The organism is Oceanobacillus zhaokaii (genome assembly GCF_003352005.1).
In the GTDB taxonomy this organism is placed as follows: Bacteria; Bacillota; Bacilli; order Bacillales; family Amphibacillaceae; genus Oceanobacillus; species Oceanobacillus zhaokaii.
This window is the reverse complement of the sequence record NZ_CP024848.1, coordinates 779103-798752: the sequence shown is the minus strand read 5'-3', so window position 1 is coordinate 798752 and position 19650 is coordinate 779103. Positions and strand designations below refer to the sequence as shown.

The following is a 19650-nucleotide window of genomic DNA, read 5'->3' as shown; positions in this document are numbered from 1 at the left end:
TTACATAGCCTCCTTATTTTTCCCCCACCTAATCACATTCGCTCCCCATGCATAGCCGATTCCAGCAGAAACGAGTACAACGATCGCACCATCCTGCAATTTCCCTTGTTGCTCTGCTAATTCAAGCGAAAGAATTTGATCAATTTGCCCAATATGACCATAATCTTCTAAATAGATTGATTTATCATGGGCAACGCCTAGCTGGTCCAAAACGTAATGATGTGCAGAACGCTTCATATGTAGCAGAGCAACATAGTCAATATCCTTTTTCGAATAGCCGCTTTTCGCTAATGCCTTTTCAATACAAATAATAAAATTTCTCATCGATTTTTCTTCTAATCTTTGCTTCATTCCTTGTGGATCTATTACATCTAGCTGATAGAGTCCAGCTGCCAACGTATCCTTTGTAATTGGACTTTTCGTACCACCTGTTGGAATGACAACATCTTCAGAAAAAGATCCATCTGTCATCAGATGCGTTCCGAGCAGCTGATTTTGCCCATATCCCTTTTGTAGAATAATTGCTCCTCCACCGGCTCCAAGATTGAACATGAAACGCGTTTTAGGATTTTGATAATTGATAAAATCAACATTGCGATAACCACCAGCTAGCAGCACTGTATTGATTTCATCGTCGGCTGTCATCATATCTTTTGCAAGTTTCAAAGCCATAATAGTCGTGCCACAGCGCAGAGCCGTATCAAAAGCCCAAGAATTCTCCGCACCAATTTCGTATTGTAATTTAATTCCCGCAGTCCAAAGCGGGTACTCCTTATGTTCTTCACCAATATAAATCACGAGGTCAATTTCTTTCGGATCAATTCCTGCTTTATCAATGGCTTTTTTTGCAGCATGAATCCCCATTAATGCCGTATGATCCTTTTCATCTGGCAATGTTTTCTCCTTTATTCCCATTTTTTCTTCGACCACATGCAAGGGAAGACCCGCAGCCAAAGCCAATTCATTGGAAGACATCCGTTTTTCAGGCAGATAAATTCCTGTACTAACCATTCCGATAGATTTCATCCTTATCCCTGCCTTCCTCTAGTTTTCCACGGTGATTTTGTTGCTTTTTCTTTTGGAAGTTCTGTCTGTTGAAGAACTTCTTTTGGATTGTACCAACAATACCGAGTGGGAAAAAGATAACGACGAGAATATAGACAATCCCATATAAAATAATCCAACGCTCGAAGATCCAGTGAACATCTGCCAAACTAGATAACCAATGATGGGCGAATTCTACTAATCCTGCACCAATGATTGGTCCAATTAAAGTTCCAACTCCACCGATAATGGTCATTAAAAGTACGTCAATCGTCATATCGGTAGCAAAAACGCTCGTATTTACAAAACGAAGGGAAATCGAATAGAGTACTCCAGCAAAACTAGCAACCACCCCTGCAACAACACTAGCAATTACCTTATAATGAACAATCTTATAGCCCAATGATTCCGTTCGTTTTTCATTCTCTCGTATCGCCATTAACACCCGTCCAAACGGGGATTTCGTCAAGCGCCTAAGTCCAAAGAAAATCAGCACGAGCGACAGAAGGCAAAGCATGTAGAAATTCTGTGAATCACGGAGTATTTCTGGCAGCTTGAAGGTAAATCCATCATTACCACCAGTTAAAGATCGCCACTTCTCGGCTCCAACCAAGAATAAACCCGCAAGTGCTAAGGTGAGCATCGCATAGAAATGACTTTTTAATCTTAGTGTCAACACCCCAACAATTAAGCTTACAATTGCGGCCAAGACGATGGCGATAATAATCGCCAAAATAAACGATAGAACCGTCGAATCAAACTGGTTCATTACAATTGCAGTGGAATAGGCTCCAATCCCAAAGAACATGACATGCCCGAAGGAAATAATTCCCGTATAACCTAATAAAATGTCATAACTCATTGCGAAAATCGCAAAAATGAAAAACTGAATGATGATAAATTGCATACTTCTGCCTGTTACGATAAACGGAACAATTACTAACAACAAACTGAAGATAAGATAGATCCATGTACTTTTTTCAACTTTTGCCAGGTTCATATTTTTCACCCCTTTGCCTTAAACAGGCCCTGTGGTCTAAAGATGAGTACAACTGTCATTAATAGCATATTGACTGCAAGTGAAAGTGCTGGGACATAATATGCCATGAATGCTTGCGCTATACCTACTAAGATAGCTGCAAATAATGATCCAGAAAAGCTCCCCATACCGCCGATTACTACTACTATAAAGGCTAAAATTGAAAATTCCAGCCCCATTTCCGCATAGATCACACCAGAATATGGTGCATGAAGCATCCCACTAAGGGCGGCCATAGCGGAACCAACCATGAAAACCAGCATGAAAACAAGGCGGATATTAATCCCAAGCGATTGGACCATTTCTTTATTCATTACACCTGCACGAACAATCAATCCGATCCGAGTTCGTTTTAATATGAACATCGAAACAAAGTAAACGAGTAAGCCCAAAATGATAATGAACAAGCGATATTTAATAAAGATGACGTCACCAACATAAAAACTCCCTTGTAGAAATGCTGGGGGAGAGACTGCTATTTGATTTGGTCCAAATACAACTTTAATAAATTCCTGCAGCACGAGCATGAAGCCTAAAGTGATTAAGATTTGTTGAATATGATTGCCGTATACCGGTCGAATGATTAACCTTTCCGTAATAAGTCCGAGTAATAGTCCAGTTACAATCGCAACAATAATCCCAACAATAAAGCTGCCGCTTAACTGATAGCTCCACACACCGGTATAGGCACCCCAGATAAATAATCCTCCATGGGCAAAGTTCAGTACACTCATTAGACCAAAGATTAGTGTTAATCCAGCTGCAAGGAGGAAAATTAACATGCCTGTCGCGAGCCCATTAATAACTAACGTACTAATTAAATCCATGTGACTTCCCCCCTAGGAAATACCGAGATATTTTTTCATTAAGACCTTATCTTCTTTTAGTTCATCCATTTGCCCACTATGAACCGTCTTGCCGTCATCAATAATGTAAAATTGTTTTCCAATCTTACTTGCCATTAAAAAGTTCTGTTCGACTAATAGAATTGTTGTTTGCTCTTTCATTTGTTCAATAGACTCGGTTACTTTATCAACAATAATTGGTGCGAGGCCCTTACTTGGCTCATCAATGAGGAGTAGTTCATTTTCATTAACATACGCCCGGGCAATTGCCAGCATTTGTTTTTGACCACCACTAAGTGCGCCACCAGGCTTTTTCCAAAACTTTTTTAAATCTGGAAAAAGATCGAGCACCCATTCCATTCTTTTCGTAGTCTCCTCATCCTCTTTCTTCATGGCAACTCTCATATTTTCGCCTACTGTTAACTCACCGAAAATCCCTTGTTCCTCTGGCACGAAGCCAATTCCTTTGTTCGCAATTCGATGTGTCAGCAAATTACTAATCTCTTCACCTTGAAAGGTGATTGTTCCTTTCGACACCCTGTTTAGTCCCATAATCGTTCTTAATGTTGTCGTTTTCCCTGCACCGTTTCTCCCAAGCAATACAGTAACATCTCCCTTAGGAACTTCGAATGAGATATCATGTAAAATATGAAACTTCTGGATAAATGCCTCTACTTGATTTAATCTAAGTAAGCTGCTCATCATACTCCCCTCCCAAATACGCTGATTGAACGGTTTCATTTTCGATTATTTCTTCAGGCGTACCACGCGCAATTAATTCGCCATGATATAACACAAGCACCTCATCAGACATTCCCAAAATCATGTCCATCTTGTGCTCGATCAGCACAATCGTCCGATCCCCCTGATCCTTAATTTTCTTAATGACATCAATGATCGCTGGAACTTCCTCCAATGACATACCTGCTGTCGGCTCATCGAGCAATAAAATCTCTGTCTCTAAAGCTAATAGCATTGCAATCTCTAATTTCCGCTTTTCTCCATGTGCTAGATTAACTGCAAGTGAGTCTGCCTTGTCATCGAGAAAAACAATTTTCAATAATTCATTTGCTTTTTCTTTAAATTGCTTATAATGGTTAAAGTGAGCAAGCATTTGATAACGAACATTCGCTTGCGATTGCACCGCTAAGCGAACATTTTCATGCACGGTTAGATTGGGGAATACATTCGTAATTTGAAAGGATCTTCCAATTCCTAAGCGGGTCCGATTAGTAGTAGACAGTTTCGTAATATCTCTTCCCTTAAAATAAATCGTTCCATTTGTCGGAGCTAACTGCCCGCTAAGCAGATTAAAAAAAGTAGTCTTTCCTGCTCCATTCGGTCCAATAATGGAGGTAAATTTTTTCTCAGTTATTTTTACAGATACAGCATTTACTGCAACATGTCCGCCAAAGGCAATCGATAAGTCTTTCGTTTCTAATATCGCTTCCACATTCTTCCTCCTTTCAACTTTACAAATGAACAAACTTGCACATTTACTAATGGCTTTCCTTTCCACCCATCCCTCATGTGATAAAGCAGCCCACATTTTTGCAGATAGGAAAGCGTTATACTCTCCTATCTGCCATGAGTATTATCCGAATTCTCTTATTGATTCATAATTGGCGGTGCCGTTTCTTCTGGCGTTAGAGCACGTTTTAATACCGGAACTGGATAGTCAAATTCATCGCTTTCTTCCAAGGTCACGGAATACATTTCTTGAAGCGCCTGATGGTCCTCTTCACGGAATGTCATCGTTCCTTTCGGCGTTTCAAAGCTCATTCCCTCCATTGTTTCCATTAATGTATCTGTATTTGTGTCACCGTCTGTTTGTTTAAGTGCTTCAACAATAGCAAGTGCGGCACTCATCCCACCAGCAGTGAATAGATCTGGAACTGCACCATCATATTTACTTTTATGCTGCTCTACCAACCAGTCATTCACTTCATTATCTGGAAGTGTATGATAATACAATGTAAACCCTTCCATTCCTGCTAACGCAGTCATTGTTGGCAGTGTTGCAATATCTGCTACCCCAGTTGTCACTTTTATCCCGTGATCTTCCACTTTCATATCAACAATTTGATTCCAAGGAGTATTTGCTCCAGCCCATACTACATAAAGATAATCCGGTTTTGCTTCAATAATCTTCTGGATATTTGCTGTAAAATCTGTTGCAGCTTGGTCTGCATATTCTTCATGCACAAGTTCAGCACCTAATGATTCTGCTGCACTAATGAATGCCTTCGCACCATCATGTCCAAATGAATAATCTGGTGCAAGTGTTGCTATTTTTACCCCTTCACCAGCTACTGCCGCTGCTGCTGCAAATGCATCCTGTGAAGAGTTTCTTGCAGTTCGGAAAACATAATCATTGTATTCTGATCCTGTAATACTATCTGCTGCCGCTGGTTCAACGACCATAATCTTCTCATACTCCTCCGCAAGTGGAGTGACAGCTAACGTATCACCTGAACTTGATGAACCAACAAGAAAATCAACTTCTTCATCCTCAAGCAAGCTGATTGCCGCTTGTCTAGCTACCGTTGGATCTGTTTCTGTATCTTTAAAAATATATTCAATTTTCTTCCCAGCAACTTCCATCGTTCCATCTGTAGCGTATTCAATCCCTAACTCAAACCCTTTTTTCGTCTGATCCCCATAAGATTCAAGCGCACCAGTTAATGATGCAAGAACACCAATTTTGATTGTCTCACCTGGTTCTGCAGATACTTCTTCTGACCCGTCTGCTTCTTCTGTACTGCTCGAAGTTTCTTTCTCCCCTGACGTATCATTGCTATCACTACATGCTGCTAGAATTCCAAAAGCTAATAATGCAAGAAAAAGTAAACTTAGTATACGAAATAACTTCATTTCAAATTGCCCCCTTTTTCGCTTCATAATATTTAACTACTGCAATCATATATTGTAGTAGTTACAAGGAAGTTACAAGACCTTAACCTAACCATCGTATGGCAGTCGCTGCCCATGTGTAGCCTGTTCCAGCAGAGACTAGAACAGCAATGTCTCCTCTTTCAAGCACTTCATTTTTCTCAGCAAGGTGCAGACCAAAGCATGGATCCAGTGCAGACATATGTCCGTGATGTGTTAAGTAAATCGCTTGATCCTCATTTATCCCAACATTTTCGCAAAGCGATTTAAACATTGACTTTTTCGTATGAAGCGGTAAAAGCAGCTTTAAATGTTCCAGAGCTAATCCACTTTTTTCAAGCGATTGATTGATTACTTTAGTAAAATTTGGAATCGATACGGGGTCGAGACGCTCCTTCATATTGATTGGATTTGGCACATCAATATACTGCATTTTTTCTTTCACTACTTCTGCACTCACTGGATTTACTGAGCCACCACCAGGGACAAGTACTTCTTGACTAAATGACCCATCTGTAATAATCGATGAACCTAGTATTTCGCTTTTTGTCGCCAGCCTCGTGATCAGCGCCGCCGCTCCGCCATCCGCAAAATTAAACATAAACCGTGAGCGGGGATTTTCATAGTTGATAAGCATCGATTCCTTTGATCCACCAACAAGTAAGATATTGTTTAGCTCCGCATCTGAACGAAGCATGTCTTTCGCTACTTTCACCGCTAGTGGAAAGCACGAGCTTACATTCATCATTTCAAATGCATAGGCATTGAATGTTCCTAGCTCATGCTGTATTTTCGAAGATGCCGTCCAAACCTGGTAATCTTTGAAAGGGCTACCAAAATAAATTACAACATCAATTGCCATCGGATCTATTTCCTGTAAAATCTTTTTCCCAGCAGCAATTGCTAGATCAGATGCATGCTCTCGGTCAGTTGCAATTCGTTTTTCATGGAGACCAAATTTTTCAATGATAACATGCTCTGGTATGGCAGTTTTACTCGCTAGTTCTGCTGCTTTTTCTATTCTTTCCGGTTCATAAATACTCGTTGCCTGAATTCCTATCATCTGTTATTCTCCTTCTTCGGTAGTTTCATGACACCCTCTCCATCTAATACGATGCTCCCTGCTTGATTGACACATGTCGTTTTGAGCGTTAACAATCGTTTTTCTTTATCTATCTTAATTACTTCTGCCAGTGCTGTAATCGTGTCACCAATATAAACAGGCTTTGTAAAATTCAATGTTTGCGAAACATATATAGAGCCCGGACCAGGCAAATGCATACCTAATAGTCGCGAAAGGAAGCTTGCAGTTAGCAGGCCGTGGCTGATCCGTTCACCAAAAAATGTTTGTTTCGCATATTCCTTATCAACATGGATTGGGTTATAATCACCACTTAATCCAGCGAATAAGGTAATGTCTGTCTCTGTTACCGTTCTGGAAAAACTAGCAGACTGACCGATTGAGAATTCCACCTGATACACCTCCATTGTAAATTACTTCTCTTCAGAAAAGACTTCCTTTGACATTTCCAAAATTCTAGACTTATCAATTTTCCCTGTCGCATTTTTAGGTAGCTCATCGAGGATGACGATATTCTTCGGGATTTTGTATTTTGCCAATCTTTTTTGACAGTGGGTATTTATTTCATCTTCACTTTTCGTCATGCCATTATTTAATGAGAGATAAGCAACTGGAATTTCCCCCCATTTTTCATCTGCGATTCCAATGACAGCAACCTCCTTTATTGCTGGCAGCTCGTTTATAACCTGCTCAACTTCCAATGGATAAATATTTTCCCCGCCAGAAATGATCATGTCCTTCTTCCTTCCAGCTACGTAAATAAACCCGTCTTCATCTTCCCTCATCAAATCGCCAGAGTGAAACCAACCATCACGAATTGCTTCCTTTGTTTTGTCTGGAAGTCCCCAATATTCTTTCATGACATTCGGTCCTTTTATGAGCAGCTCACCGATTTCACCCTTTTTAACTGGCTTCCCTGCCTGATCGACAATTTTTATATCGCAAAACATGGCTGGCTTTCCAATTGAACCAACTTTTTGCTTATAATCCTCTCTAGAAAGCATGAAAATTGTTGGAGCTGTTTCTGTCATCCCCATCCCTTGTCCAAATGGCAGTCCGCGCGCTAAATAATGATTAATCAATTCTTTCGGACAAGGGGCACCTCCACTGTAAAACCACCTGACCGACTGGAAATTAGCCGTGTCAAAGCTGTGATGCTTGCGGATTGCTTCATGGATCGTTGGCACGCCCATCACGATTGTTACTTCGTACTCCTCAATAATGTTAATTGCCTTACCAGGATCAAACTTCTTGGGAATTATAACGGTTCCGCCTGCAAGTAATGTTGGGAAGGCGAATAATCCAATCCCACCAATATGAAATAAAGGCAAAAGAACGATTGTATTGTCCATTGATGTAATATCAAGGGCATACTGGCAATTAATCGCATTCCAGAACATATTCTCCTGTGTTAACACAGCCCCTTTTGGTCTTCCTGTTGTCCCAGATGTATAACAAATAATAAAGGGATCATTTGCAGCATCAACAGCAACGTGTCTTATATTTATGTCAGTTGCTCTTCCTGCCTCTTCTAATAAGTAAGCGTTAACAAAATTAACATGCTTGCATATCTCCTGGTACAATTCCAATGTTTCTTCCTCGAAAAGAATCGTCTTCGCACCACTATCGTTGATCTGAAATGCTAATTCTGTAGCAGTTAGACGAATATTTAACGGAACAGCAACCAATCCAAGCTGTGCAATTGCAAAATAGCTAATCAAATATTCCGCACGATTTTGCGAAAGGATTGCGACCCGATCTCCCTTTTGCAAGTTACATTCATTTTGCAAAAAGGCAGCCATATTATTGACCTTCCTTGAAAGCGATTGATAGGTATCCTCACTACTCTCTGTCATTAATGCCATTCGATTAGGAGTAATATACGCCCGTTTGTGAATCCAATATGCAATCTGCTCCAATTTATTTCACCTCACTTAAGCTTACACCATGAAATATTACTTGCATCGCTTCCTCAAAGACTTCTTCAGGCACTTCTTGACCTTCCCAAAGCAGCCAGCGCATCCCGATAAACTGTCCTACCCCCATCAAGCAATATGCTACGGTTTCTGGATTGAGTGGCTTACATTCCTCCTTATCTACAGCCGTCTCAATCGACTTGATAAACCCAGCAGCTATTTTCTCGTAATACCAGCGATACAATTCTTTATCCACCAATACGGATTGCTGCACAATGCTATATAAATTACGATGACTTAACACCCATTCAAAAAATGCACGAAATCCTGCCCGTTGCTTGTCATTGAAACTCGTCTCCTCCTCCATTGCTATTTTAATTTGATAACGCAGGCTCGAACTTAACTGACGCACTAGCTCATCATAAATTGATTTTTTCGTCGGGAAATAATTATAGAAAGTCCCTTGAGCAACACCAGCCTTCACAGTTATATCTACAATCGATGTTTCAAAATACCCCTTTTCCCCAAAAATCTTTTCCGCTGTATTTAAAATCTTCTGCCTCGTCTTCATTCCTTTTGAGGTCAATTGTGTTTCTTTTATAACTGACATATGAATCACCTCTCAGTTTTAGATTATATATAATTATTAGAAAATTAGCAATGATTATTTAAATATTTATTAGATCGTTTTCTTCTAAAGAGACGGAGAGCTATACTAATGTATTAAAGAGACGATATTTGAATATAACAAAGTCCCGGAGGGGACTTTTATATAAAACAGTATGATTTATTTCTTTCTTGCAGCGACAAACCAAAGGTTCAGTTCCTCTGTTTCTCCACTAGGGTCTAGCTCAACCTGAGTATGTAAGCGTTTTTCAATAATTTGGTAATTAGGCTCAAGTATGGTATGAAGTTCTTGCTCATCATAACAATGTAATAGCTTATCTTTGTGTTTCATAAACGTATTAGGTTCTACTTCTTCACCGTGACCATAGTTACCCTTGTCATAGATGGAAACAACGGAAAAGGCTAAAATACCATTAGGTTTCAGCAGTGACGTCATAATGTCTAATAATTGTTCTCTTTGCTCTTCCAAAAATAAATGGATAATGTTTGAAAGGTAAATGCCATCGAATTGTTTCTCTTTTAAAAGATTGGGTTCAAAAAGACTATCAACCACATACATTAGATTATTTAGAGATAGCTTGTTTGATTGCTCTCTGGCATATTCAATGGCAATATTGGATATATCAAACGCAGTAACATTAAACCCTTTTTGGACTAAATATAAACTATTGCGTCCATACCCACATCCTGGTACAAGAATATTTCGGGCAGAATGCTCTCTAAAACAATCCTGAGCTAAAACTGCTGAAGGACATTTTTCAGTTCCCCAAATCGCCCCATTTTCATAACGATTATTCCAATAGATTTCATGTCAGTAGTCATTCACTTACCTCCCCTTTTAAAAATATTATCTCATTATATTAAAAAGTCAGGGAAAAGAGTATGAAAGATTCTAATTCAAATGAAATAGAAAAGAGATTTATATATTCATATCGAACTGGGATAAGAGTGAAACTATTGGAAATTAATGTTAAAATAGTAGAATGATATTAAGCTAAAGCAGGCGAAGAGTTAGAGAAAGATTATTAGGGGGGATTTCTATTCAAATTATAATAAATCGAATATCAGTTGCAGTGATTGTACTAGTTGTCGTTTTATTTTTAGTAGATAAACCTTTTTTAGGAGTTATTCCTTTACTTTGCTTAGTGTTAACAACTAACTACATTGGTAAATTAGAAAAGAAAGCTGAAGTTAATATTAAAATAAAAATAATCGGCATGGTTTGTTTTTTTCGACTGCAATTATAGGATTAGTCCTAATCCTTTCGTTTCCTGATTATTTTAAAAACGAGTCGTTTCTAGAACAATGGGAAACGGATTTTTAGATATAGAAAGCAATAAATATGTGGTTGAACAACAAAGAACTTAATGGGGACTTATAAGAAAAAGAGCGTTTAGTTATAAGTATAAGATTTCGCTATGAGTTATTTTAAACTATATGTATGGTGCATTACTAAAAACCCCCTCAATCACAAATTAAGGGGGATTATTTATACGTATCCAATTCCTCCGACTCCATAATCAAATGATACATTTCCTTTGTCGATTCCATTGGTTCCACACCAAGCTCATCTGCAAGGACTTCAAAACACTTCTCATACCATTTTATTGCTTGTGGCCGATTGTTGTTCTGATAATAATAGTACATGATTAGACGATAAGCCTCTTCCCAGGTATTATCAATTGATAATATACGTTCACACCAGTGCATACATAAATATAAATTCTCGAGCCGTACTGAAACTTGCGCCAGCTTTTCGGCACCTCGCAAAAATATAAGCTGCAGCCTTTCCCGCTCGTGTGTGCACCAGCTTGCGAACCGGAGATCTGCCAAATAGTCACCTTGATAGAGTTTCAGTCCTTTTTCAAGCAATTCCTTTGCACGCTTACTGTCCTTCTCCTTCAAGCCATTCTCAATAAGCTCCTCAAACTGAATGCTATCAAGCTCAAAACCTGCATTAGGATTTAATCCATAACTGCTTCCTTTTCTTAAAATAAAAAACGATTCTTCCCTAGCCTTTCTTTGTGGTTCTATCGCTTTGTACAATGCATTCAGTGCCACCTTAAAGTTCTTATTAGCCGCATTCTCATCTTGTTCAGGCCATAAGGATTGGAAGATTTCTTCTTTGACTAATAATTTATTACGATTGGTAAGAAATAACTCAAACAGCTCTTTTGCTTTCTCGCGCTGCCATTGCTGCGGCTCGATCTGCTTCGTACCAATCCATATATTTAGTCTTCCTAATGCATGAATAACCATCGTATAGCCTGGATGATTTTTCATAGCAGCATCAAGTCCAAGCTCATAGAGTAATCTACTAACATAAGCAGTCTTTATATCTAGCTTTTTTGCTTCTAATAACATTGGAACAATATTTTGCATATCAATCGGTCCAAAGGTTGTTTGCTTTTTCAAAAAAAATTCATACTCTTCTGTTTGGATTGCTTCAAGAAAAAGCCCTATTTCCTGTTCAAATATAGCAGATTTTCCTTGTTCATAGGAAATATATGCAGACCAAAAGGAGGTGAGCATTATACCGTAGCGATCCCCACAAATAGCCATTTCAGCGTTTACCTGTTTCATGATTTCTGCCGCTTCATCGTAATGTTGTTGATAGACTTTCGTAATCCCAATTGATAATTTTATCAGTGTACTGAGCCAGCGATCCTTAACTTTTTCCGTTTCAATTAACCCACTGCTCGCATGTTTCATCGCTTGGTCAAACACTTGATTCTTTCCATTAAGCAGGGAAAGTCCCATATACGGCTCTGCTTTTCCCCTGGAAACATTGATTTTTTCCATTATTTCTAATGCCGTTTCATAACATTGTGCAGCAAGCTTCGTATCATATCGATCAATTAATTGCACTCCATGTCCCAAACGCATCCAGCCACATGCTTCGACAAACGGGGATTGAATCGACAACCCTAATTGAATTCCATTTTCTGCAAATTTTTTACTTTCTTCAGCATTTCCCATGAAAGCTTCAATAATTGACAGAATAATATCGGTTTCCCGATGGGACTGTGAAAGATGCCTTCTGTTCCCTTTCCCAGCATCACGTTTATATAAAAGTAACACTTCCTTTGCTTTGGCTAATCTGCCTGTACGTAAATATATTCGAGATTGCAAATTACTTTCCTCTAGCGGTATGTTTAGCTTTTTAGCACGGTCATACCAAGCCTCTGCCTTCTTTGCTTGTCCGGAATTTAACAGATTTTCTGCCATAAGAGCGTATAATTTTGCCATTTCTTCTTTTCTCACAGCTGTCTGGCCCCGTAACTGGATAGCCTGACTTAGATAACGCTCTGCTATATCTGGTTGAATTGTATCGAGGTAAATACGTGCCATTCCTTCTAAAGCAAGACTCCTTAAATAATCACCTTCACGATACTCTTTCGGTTGCAGGTTAATAATCGTTTCATAGTTAGCAATTGCTTGATCATAAAGGGAACGGTAACGCTCAATCTCTCCTTGATAAAAATACAAAACCGGATACTGCTGTTTATTTTCATTCGGTAGGGCTAGAAGTAAATCATATAACGTTTGCAGCCTTCCAGATTGAAGGATTGTTAATCCATGCTTATTTAGCAAATGAGCAAACTTATTATAATCACTAGCTCTCTCATAATGATAAAGGGCAGCCTCATTATCATCCTGTTTTTCAAAATGTTGTGCCGCTCGAATATGCAAATCTATGAATTCGTTTTCATAATTTCTCATAAAGTAATTTTCCAAAAAGGTCTTAAATAATGCATGGTAACGAAAATGATGATAGTCTCCTTCAACAATAAATAAATTCTGTTCAGCTAGACCATGTAAAATTTCTTCAGACCCTTGGATTTGTAACACCGAGTCACATACTTTTGGCGACAATACATCGAGTACACTGGACTGCATTAAAAATTGTTGAATAATCAAAGATTGTTTTGACAATACTTCGGCAGCTAGATAATCAAATAAATCTCTGAGCGATCTTTTTTGATTTCGCAAAATCGCCTTTATCGTCATTCCTGCATTCATCTGCTGTACAAGCATATTAAAAGCAATTGCCCAGCCCTCTGTTAATTGATAAATTCTGCTTACTTCTTCCTTCGTTATGTTTACTTCATATTTTTCTTCCAGCATATACGCCATTTCATCAGGGGATAGAACCAAGTCTAAATAGGTAATTTCCAACAATTCCCCTTGACCTTTTAGTTTAGGAAGGACTTCCCATTTAGGCCGTTTCCTGCTCGATACAATTAGATGAAGATTAGCTGGAATATGTTCGAATAGAAATAACATCCACTTTTCAATCTCACTGGAATTTAACACATGATGAAAATCATCTAATACGATTGTCAATTCATCTGCACATGCCAGCGTATCATTAACAAAAGAACTTGCTAATGAATAAATTTCCTCGATAGTAATATAGTTATCCAGATTCTCCAATTCATGTTGGATTGTTCGGCCGAATTCAGGATACTGTTGCCGGACCGCATACATTAATTTGGTTAGAAAAGGGATTAAATCATCGTCATTTTGCGAAATTGAGTACCAGCATGCGAGACTATTTTTATTTTGTAAAAATAACGCTAATGCTGTACTTTTTCCATATCCTGCCCCCGCATAGAGTAATGTTAATGGATAGTTTGATATTGTCATTAGTTTCTTATTCAGCTTACTTCTTTGGATAAATCGATTTCTAACTGGAGGCGGGGCTAACTGGCTTTGAATGACTGGGATATATCTCATTCACTAACTCCCCCTATAATTACCTTAATATTCTACCATTTTATCATGTAATTCCAGTTAATATTACATTTTTGTTTTTTCTTCTTATTAAAAAGAAAGAACAGATCAACAGATCTATTCTTTCTTGGAACTTTCACTATTCTCTTGCTTGTCCCCAACCTTTTTCTTCGGGTGCATTAACTTCCCTTTTCGTACTTGTTTCACCCAGAATCCACCGTGGATACGCTTCGGTTCATAAGATATAATAAATGCTTTTGGATCGATCTCTTGAATCGTTTGATATAGTCTTAACTCGTACTTTCGAGGGGTCAGAATTTCCATTGATAAGCGGTCCCCATCCATGCCGTAAGAAGACCAGCTCGTAACACCGTATCCCTTATCGCGGATTTTCTTAGTGAATTGCAAATCTGGATTGGTAGAAACAACGTTCACTGTGATGTAGCCTAGTGCAAGTTTTTCCTCGATAATGGAACCAATAATTAATCCCGTTCCAAAACCTAAAGCATAGGCAATCAGATTCTGAATTTCATTTAAATTATCTAACACGAGACCTAAACCGACGATGTAAACAACGATCTCAAACAAACTAACAAATGCAGCAATATATGTTCGTCCTTTTAATGTTAATATCATTCTCACTGTTGACAGTGAGACGTACACAACATTGACGGCAAAAATAATGATTACCATTACTAAAGCATTACTTAACAATCTGATTCCTCCTTAGGTATGTTCCCTATTAGCATACAGCAAATAGACAAGAGTTGAAATTAAAAATAAAATATAGTCCATCCCTGTCTTCAATCGTCACTTAGAATTCTTTTCATTAAAGAACTTAGACCCCAAAAAAAGAAATATTCAATAAGCTCTTTCACCAAATTTTTCTCCTGGGCATATCGTATAGAAGCGATTGTTTTCAAAACTTAGTTTAGTCACTAAAAGCACTTATTAATTAAAAAAAGTGATGTGACGTTCTAAACTGATATAAAATCATGAGGAGTGATTATATGGATCCATTTAAACAAATGACTGATTGGAGAAAAAATCTGGACAATTTTTTCGGAGAAAACTTTTGGAATGAATTCGATGGGATCATCAAGCCAACGATTCCACAAATCAATATGTATCAGTCGGAAAATGAAATAATGTGTATTATAAATATACCCGGTCTGAATGATTTGAAACAACTTAATATTTACGTTGACTATTCGACATTGGAACTCAGTGGTACGATTGATTTACAACATGTGAGCGGTTCAGTTGTTAAAGAAGAGATTCTGCAAGGAGTATTTGAACGAGAAATCACACTCCCTTTCCCTGTTCGCGCTGACAAAATTAAAGCAACATATAAAAACGGACTTGTATTTATCCAGCTTCATCGCTTGATTTCCGACACGAGTCGAAGAAATAAAGTAAATGTACTATTATTAGAAGATGAATGATTAAATGATAAATTAGAGAGTTACCTGCTGACAAGACCAGGTAACTCTCTTTAAATCTAAAACCCACGTAATCTCTTTTTCAAAGCTCGTTTCCATCGGTTACTTAGTAAACTACAATATGCTAAATCATCAGCTGTACGCAGATCGTCTTTATATATATGCATGACTTCATTACATGCTGCAATCGACCATTCTGGATACGGGCGCTCAATCAATTCCATATCTGTACCTGCATTAACTTTTCCCTCTTGGAGCACGCGATAATACCATCCAGTACGCAAGCTTCCTGGAGATGGTAAATTTTCAATAGAACCTGGTTCAGAAACTTGAATGATTGCATCACCAACCCTGTAGGAATCACCAATATATACTTGGTATTCATCCATTTCTAATGTCGAGAGATTTTCTCCCATTGCACCTGCTTCCATCGTATCTCCCTCAGTTTCATCATTCCAATGAGTATAATGCTTAATTGGATAAGCCATTACCGCTCGATCCAAATCTGAACTTTCTTCCGTTGCAAGCCCAGATTTACTAAGCCAGATTTCATTGTCACTGTCCTGCACTACCTTATTAATAAATATTTTATGTACATATGGTTCATTCATTATGTCATGCCCCTAACTTCTATGGTATATTATCTTTATTCTACTAAAAATATTAATTATTTGAAACGGGGCGCTTCAATTGTCGAATACGAATAAAGCTACTTTTGCAGGAGGTTGCTTCTGGTGTATGGTCAAGCCATTTGACCAATGGGATGGGGTTCATCGTGTTATTTCTGGATATACTGGAGGAAAATTAGAGAATCCTACATATGTAGAAGTAAAAAAAGGAGACACTGGCCACTATGAGGCAGTTGAAATTACCTATGACCCAGCAATCATAAGCTATGAAACGATTCTAGATCTTTTCTGGAAACAAATCGACCCAACAGATGATGGCGGACAATTCCAAGACCGTGGCGACCAATACCGCGCGGCAATCTTTTACCATGATAAGGAACAACAAGCAATAGCAGAGACTTCCAAGCAGGAGCTTGAAAAGAGCGGTAAATTTTTAAAGCCAATTGTTACGGAAATTCTTCCTGCAGCTGTATTTTATCCTGCTGAAGATTATCACCAGGACTTTTATAAAAAGAGCGCAAAGGAATACGAAGAAGACCGTGCCAAGTCTGGGAGAGATGAATTTATTGCCGAGGTATGGGAGAAGTAATCTGACTTCCCTAAAACTAGATTGATACCAGTATTATCGAGCGAGATTATATAGATTTAGATTTCAAGAGAACAACTCAGCATCATGGAACGCTCTTATTTAGTGCTTACCCACACCAAATAAGAGCCAACCTATTTCACACACGCCGCAACAAACCCTCGATAGATCTTCCACGATGTCTCATCTGTATCTGCGGCCATTGCTTCTGGATGCCATTGCACACCCAATACAAATGGATGTACCGTACTCTCTACTGCTTCAATAACACTATCGCTTGCATATCCACTTATTTGAAAACCAGTCGGAACAGAGCGGTTTGCTTGGTGATGATAGCTGTTCACGCGCAGTTTCCGAGAGCCTGCAAGCTGATGTAATAAAGATCCTTCAAGTACATCGACAAAATGGGAGCCATATCCACGTGGTGCTTTTTGCGCATGCTGTAATAAATTTCGATCGATTTGCTCATAAATGTCCTGATACATATCGCCACCAGCAGCGATATTTAAGATTTGTGCTCCCCGGCACACTCCAAGTATTGGTTTCTTTAATTCTAGCATTTTCTTCGTAAGCGCAATTTCGAATCGATCTCGGGCAGGAATAATTGTCCCTAGTTTTGGATGAGGCTCTTCACCAAATAAGGTTGGATCAATATCATCCCCTCCTGTTGCATACAGTCCGTCGATTTGATTTGCAATTTGATTCAGATCCTCATTTTTTGAAAGATACGGCAGTATAACAGGAATCCCACCTGCTTGTAATATTGCTTTTATATTATCATTCATCACCGAATATCTAATTTGACTTACTTCCATCGATGGAGTAACTCCAATTATTGGCTTCATTAACAATCTCCTTTCTTTACGAATACTTAGAATCAACTAACATTATATTTTCACAAGGAACGTTCATAAAATTTCTTGTTTTCAATGTACCCCATTTTTATATTAATATCATTTATTGTATATTTTATGTTAATTGCACTTACAAAGCACTTAAAAAGTGGTATATTGAAATAATATTATAGGACGTTATGAGTTTGGAGAGAATACTTTGTCTAAAAGCCGGTCATTATTACCATTAAAAACCTTATTTATTAGTTATCATGCATCAAATACTATCTTAATTAGCTTCTTACCACTTTATTTACAATTTAAAGGATTAAATGGCACAGAGATTGGCTGGGTGCTTGCGGTTGAATCATTCGCATCAATACTTGCACCGCCATTTTGGGGCTATTTAAGCGACAAGTATAAAACAGTGAAGAAAATACTATTCATTTGCGTGATTGGGCTTCTAATTGGAAGCACAATATTCTTTCAAATGAATACATTACCAACCATTCTATTGATGGGTGCAATCTTTTACTTTTTCGCATCTCCAGTTGGTGGTCTAACAGATAGTTTTGCACAGCGAAGGGCAAATGAGCTCAATGTATCATTCGGTTCAATACGAATGTGGGGATCTGTTGGCTTCGCAATCTCCTCACTAATTGTCGGTGAAGTGCTTGCAAGATTTGGCATTCAAAACATGATTTGGCCGTATTTAATTTTTGGAACGATGGCATTATGCATCCTCTTCCCACTTAAAGATGTAACAGTGGAATCAGAACCAGTAAATTTCAAAGATATCCGAAAAATAGTTACGAATAAGCCGTTTCTTCTCTTTTTATTTGTCATTGTTTTCATCACAATTACACACCGGATCAATGACTATTTCATGGCGTTATACATAACCGAGCTCGGTGGAAGTGAAGAATTAGTAGGACAGGCCTGGTTTGTTGGGGTTATCGCTGAAGCAGCAGTCTTTGCACTTGCAAGATTCTGGTTTAAAAAATATCGGTCATTAATCTTTATTATCGTTGCTTCGATCATCTACACAGTTCGCTGGTTCCTTTATGGCATTGCAGAGGATCCAATGCACATTATTGGTCTCCAGTTTTTGCATGGATTAACATTTGGTGTATTCTACACTGCTTCATTCGAATATGTGACTAGATTAATTCCCAAAACGCTCCAATCTACAGGCCACCTCGTATTTTTCTCGGTCTATTTCGGGCTTTCTGGTGTAATTGGTTCGCTAGTTGGGGGAGGAATTATGGATGCCTTTGGCGGTAGCGCATTATATTTTGCAATGGGATGCCTTACAGCGTTCGGCACCGTATTACTTATCCTCTACCATGTATTGCCATATGGAAAAGAAAATACGATAAGAGAAACAGAATAAACGAAAGGGAACTTTTACTTTAAGCAGAAGTTCCTTTTTTGTTATGACATTGATGTAAAATTGCCTTGAAACCAGTAACTAGAAGTAAAGCTCCAATAAGTACAATTTACGTTTCTATAAAATCTTCTTCTCTTATTTTATTATTATCAGTAACCAGAAGAGATTGAAAGGATTCAAATAGTTCTTGTATTTCCTTTTTCTCATTGATAATGTTTATACTTCTTTTGTATTCATCTTCATCTTTATATCTAATAATCTCCATCCATTTCGTGTCATCGACTTTACTATTCAAATATATAGTATGAAGATCTAAATACCTACTGTAAATTTCCAATGTTTTTTCTTGAATATCTAGATACTCCTCTACCTTATCTTTTTGAATATGATATTGATAAACCTTAACAAACACTATTCTGCCTCCTAGATTTTTCACAAATTTACATATTTATTAACTATCCTGCATCAACAGTTAGCTTTTAAAAACGGTATCAAACACAATGACTGCGCCTGCTATTGAAGCTTATTGTAAGAAACTTAAATATTCAGCATGTATAATAAAAGGCCTTTAAACTTTCAAGACTTTCTT

At 38.1% G+C, this 19650-nt stretch carries 19 protein-coding genes; 3 read left to right on the top strand and 16 right to left on the bottom strand.

The features are described 5' to 3' along the window. The 13 genes from CUC15_RS04050 to CUC15_RS03990 all read right to left on the bottom strand — a co-directional run bounded on the left by CUC15_RS04050 (position 1) and on the right by CUC15_RS03990 (position 14895). Entirely contained in the window at positions 1-1026 is a 1026-nt protein-coding gene (locus CUC15_RS04050) for a 3-oxoacyl-ACP synthase (protein ID WP_114915479.1), read from the bottom strand. Continuing rightward, positions 1004-2044, bottom strand: coding sequence for a branched-chain amino acid ABC transporter permease (locus tag CUC15_RS04045; protein WP_114915478.1), 1041 nt, complete (start codon positions 2042-2044; stop codon positions 1004-1006). The genes CUC15_RS04050 and CUC15_RS04045 overlap by 23 nt, the downstream gene beginning before the upstream one ends. 5 nt (positions 2045-2049) lie before the next feature. After that, positions 2050-2910 (bottom strand): branched-chain amino acid ABC transporter permease, encoded by an 861-nt coding sequence (locus CUC15_RS04040; RefSeq protein ID WP_114915477.1) that lies wholly within the window; start codon positions 2908-2910, stop codon positions 2050-2052. A gap of 12 nt (positions 2911-2922) precedes the next feature. Then, positions 2923-3630 (bottom strand): ABC transporter ATP-binding protein, encoded by a 708-nt coding sequence (locus tag CUC15_RS04035; protein WP_114915476.1) that lies wholly within the window; start codon positions 3628-3630, stop codon positions 2923-2925. Beyond that, on the bottom strand, positions 3614-4381 hold the full coding sequence (locus CUC15_RS04030) for an ABC transporter ATP-binding protein (protein ID WP_114915475.1): 768 nt from the start codon (positions 4379-4381) through the stop codon (positions 3614-3616). The genes CUC15_RS04035 and CUC15_RS04030 overlap by 17 nt, the downstream gene beginning before the upstream one ends. 155 nt (positions 4382-4536) lie before the next feature. Beyond that, complete coding sequence (locus CUC15_RS04025) at positions 4537-5802, bottom strand: substrate-binding domain-containing protein (RefSeq protein ID WP_114915474.1); 1266 nt, start codon at positions 5800-5802, stop codon at positions 4537-4539. 82 nt (positions 5803-5884) lie between these two features. Further along, on the bottom strand, positions 5885-6883 hold the full coding sequence (locus CUC15_RS04020) for a 3-oxoacyl-ACP synthase (RefSeq protein ID WP_114915473.1): 999 nt from the start codon (positions 6881-6883) through the stop codon (positions 5885-5887). Next, complete coding sequence (locus CUC15_RS04015) at positions 6880-7293, bottom strand: MaoC family dehydratase (protein WP_242985940.1); 414 nt, start codon at positions 7291-7293, stop codon at positions 6880-6882. Before CUC15_RS04015 ends, CUC15_RS04020 begins: the two co-directional genes overlap by 4 nt. Positions 7294-7314: 21 nt before the next feature. Beyond that, the gene (locus CUC15_RS04010; RefSeq protein WP_114915471.1) at positions 7315-8820 is read right to left on the bottom strand and encodes an o-succinylbenzoate--CoA ligase; all 1506 of its coding nucleotides are present in this window, start codon (positions 8818-8820) and stop codon (positions 7315-7317) included. Between the two features lies 1 nt (position 8821). Continuing rightward, positions 8822-9427 carry a TetR/AcrR family transcriptional regulator gene (locus tag CUC15_RS04005; RefSeq protein WP_114915470.1) on the bottom strand — a complete coding sequence of 202 codons (606 nt, stop codon included), beginning with the start codon at positions 9425-9427 and terminating at the stop codon, positions 8822-8824. 177 nt (positions 9428-9604) lie between these two features. Next, entirely contained in the window at positions 9605-10249 is a 645-nt protein-coding gene (locus CUC15_RS04000; protein ID WP_114915469.1) for a class I SAM-dependent methyltransferase, read from the bottom strand. Positions 10250-10929: 680 nt separating this feature from the next. Further along, positions 10930-14184, bottom strand: a complete 3255-nt coding sequence (locus tag CUC15_RS03995; RefSeq protein WP_114915468.1) for an AfsR/SARP family transcriptional regulator — start codon at positions 14182-14184, stop codon at positions 10930-10932. 114 nt (positions 14185-14298) lie between these two features. Beyond that, entirely contained in the window at positions 14299-14895 is a 597-nt protein-coding gene (locus CUC15_RS03990) for a DUF2179 domain-containing protein (protein WP_114915467.1), read from the bottom strand. Positions 14896-15191: 296 nt separating this feature from the next. Here CUC15_RS03990 and CUC15_RS03985 point away from each other — a divergent pair, with 296 nt between their 5' ends. Beyond that, complete coding sequence (locus CUC15_RS03985; RefSeq protein WP_114915466.1) at positions 15192-15626, top strand: Hsp20/alpha crystallin family protein; 435 nt, start codon at positions 15192-15194, stop codon at positions 15624-15626. Positions 15627-15682: 56 nt separating this feature from the next. Here CUC15_RS03985 and CUC15_RS03980 read toward each other — a convergent pair whose 3' ends face one another. Continuing rightward, entirely contained in the window at positions 15683-16234 is a 552-nt protein-coding gene (locus CUC15_RS03980) for an MOSC domain-containing protein (RefSeq protein WP_114915465.1), read from the bottom strand. Between the two features lie 79 nt (positions 16235-16313). On the opposite strand from CUC15_RS03980, the gene msrA reads away from it, so the two are divergent. After that, the gene (gene msrA / locus CUC15_RS03975) at positions 16314-16841 is read left to right on the top strand and encodes a peptide-methionine (S)-S-oxide reductase MsrA (protein WP_114915464.1); all 528 of its coding nucleotides are present in this window, start codon (positions 16314-16316) and stop codon (positions 16839-16841) included. A gap of 131 nt (positions 16842-16972) precedes the next feature. On the opposite strand, the gene CUC15_RS03970 is transcribed toward msrA, so the two are convergent. Beyond that, on the bottom strand, positions 16973-17683 hold the full coding sequence (locus CUC15_RS03970; RefSeq protein WP_114915463.1) for a gamma-glutamyl-gamma-aminobutyrate hydrolase family protein: 711 nt from the start codon (positions 17681-17683) through the stop codon (positions 16973-16975). Between the two features lie 208 nt (positions 17684-17891). Here CUC15_RS03970 and CUC15_RS03965 point away from each other — a divergent pair, with 208 nt between their 5' ends. Next, entirely contained in the window at positions 17892-19064 is a 1173-nt protein-coding gene (locus CUC15_RS03965; RefSeq protein WP_114915462.1) for an MFS transporter, read from the top strand. A 106-nt stretch (positions 19065-19170) separates the two neighbouring features. Here CUC15_RS03965 and CUC15_RS03960 read toward each other — a convergent pair whose 3' ends face one another. Further along, on the bottom strand, positions 19171-19473 hold the full coding sequence (locus tag CUC15_RS03960) for a hypothetical protein (protein ID WP_114915461.1): 303 nt from the start codon (positions 19471-19473) through the stop codon (positions 19171-19173). Positions 19474-19650 lie beyond the last annotated feature (177 nt).

What these genes read in the sequence shown, in the direction of transcription:
- CUC15_RS04050 (WP_114915479.1), bottom strand. Translation starts at nt 1,026, where the DNA reads ATGAAATCTATCGGAATGGTTAGTACAGGAATTTATCTGCCTGAAAAA.
- CUC15_RS04045 (WP_114915478.1), bottom strand. Translation starts at nt 2,044, where the DNA reads ATGAACCTGGCAAAAGTTGAAAAAAGTACATGGATCTATCTTATCTTC.
- CUC15_RS04040 (WP_114915477.1), bottom strand. Translation starts at nt 2,910, where the DNA reads ATGGATTTAATTAGTACGTTAGTTATTAATGGGCTCGCGACAGGCATG.
- CUC15_RS04035 (WP_114915476.1), bottom strand. Translation starts at nt 3,630, where the DNA reads ATGAGCAGCTTACTTAGATTAAATCAAGTAGAGGCATTTATCCAGAAG.
- CUC15_RS04025 (WP_114915474.1), bottom strand. Translation starts at nt 5,802, where the DNA reads ATGAAGTTATTTCGTATACTAAGTTTACTTTTTCTTGCATTATTAGCT.
- CUC15_RS04020 (WP_114915473.1), bottom strand. Translation starts at nt 6,883, where the DNA reads ATGATAGGAATTCAGGCAACGAGTATTTATGAACCGGAAAGAATAGAA.
- CUC15_RS04005 (WP_114915470.1), bottom strand. Translation starts at nt 9,427, where the DNA reads ATGTCAGTTATAAAAGAAACACAATTGACCTCAAAAGGAATGAAGACG.
- CUC15_RS03995 (WP_114915468.1), bottom strand. Translation starts at nt 14,184, where the DNA reads ATGAGATATATCCCAGTCATTCAAAGCCAGTTAGCCCCGCCTCCAGTT.
- CUC15_RS03985 (WP_114915466.1), top strand. Translation starts at nt 15,192, where the DNA reads ATGGATCCATTTAAACAAATGACTGATTGGAGAAAAAATCTGGACAAT.
- CUC15_RS03980 (WP_114915465.1), bottom strand. Translation starts at nt 16,234, where the DNA reads ATGAATGAACCATATGTACATAAAATATTTATTAATAAGGTAGTGCAG.
- CUC15_RS03970 (WP_114915463.1), bottom strand. Translation starts at nt 17,683, where the DNA reads ATGAAGCCAATAATTGGAGTTACTCCATCGATGGAAGTAAGTCAAATT.